Here is a 911-nt window from a genome sequence, read left to right as displayed (position 1 = left end):
TTCACTAAAAACTAAAAGAGAAAAATATAAATATTTAATCATAAGAAGTGGAATAAGATCTACAGTTATAGATATACCTTATGATGCCTATTGCAATGTAGATGAAAAAGGAAATTTAATCAATAAAGACTATAAAGAACTCTATATGGAGGTAGAAGCTAATAGGGGGTTGGCACATGTAAGTGATGGATATTTATCTATGAGTGAGTGGGAATTAGCTGCTGGGATATTAGGAGATAGATTGGGTTTTGCAAAAGGTGGAGGAGAAATGTGGCAAACAGGATATACTACTAGAGCTTATCAAGCGGTATTTTTAGCAGCACAGTTAGGACATCAACCTTCTTTAGAGCATCAACTCACTACTTATTCTTCTTCTAGAGCCTTAAGAGGTGGAGGACATACTAATCCTTTAAGAGAACAAATGTTAAAAAACTTTGCCAAACATCCTCCTTATGATAAATTTGGTATGCTTCCTTTTTTAGATGAATTAATAGGAGTGGATTGGATTATTGATATAAATCAATATCAATTTGCTTATGATGGCCCAGGTTATGCTATAAGTGGCATTTATGATGAAGTTAAAGAAGGCAATATAAAAGATCCAAGAGATATAGATTCTACTTCAGAGAGTAGAATTACATTTGATAAACGAACCAATGATTATAGGATTGGTGGTAGGATGAATTATTCTTCTGAAATCCGTGATAGTAGAAGTGAAGAAGATGCTAGATTATTTGATTATAGTTTAATACTCGATGCCAAACTAGCAGCCTTAACTCCTCCTCAAGGTTATCCTAATGCCCCTTATTATTTTACCCCTGAACAATTAGAAGACTTTTATAAAAGACATATTTTAGATGCTAAGCTTGATCCTAGAATCCCTGCTATTAATCGTTATAATTTTCCAGAAG

The 911-nt window shown here is 33.2% G+C and carries 1 protein-coding gene; it reads left to right on the top strand.

The window, feature by feature from the left end:
- Positions 1 to 911, top strand: a 911-nt coding sequence (locus tag H2279_RS08600; RefSeq protein WP_337196286.1) for a hypothetical protein, incomplete at both ends; no start/stop codon positions are given.

Source organism: Campylobacter sp. B0100352/1 (assembly GCF_020135855.1).
Taxonomy (GTDB): domain Bacteria; phylum Campylobacterota; class Campylobacteria; order Campylobacterales; family Campylobacteraceae; genus Campylobacter_D; species Campylobacter_D taeniopygiae.
The sequence above is the reverse complement of the archived record's forward strand: the minus strand, read 5'-3'. Positions and strand labels throughout refer to the sequence as shown.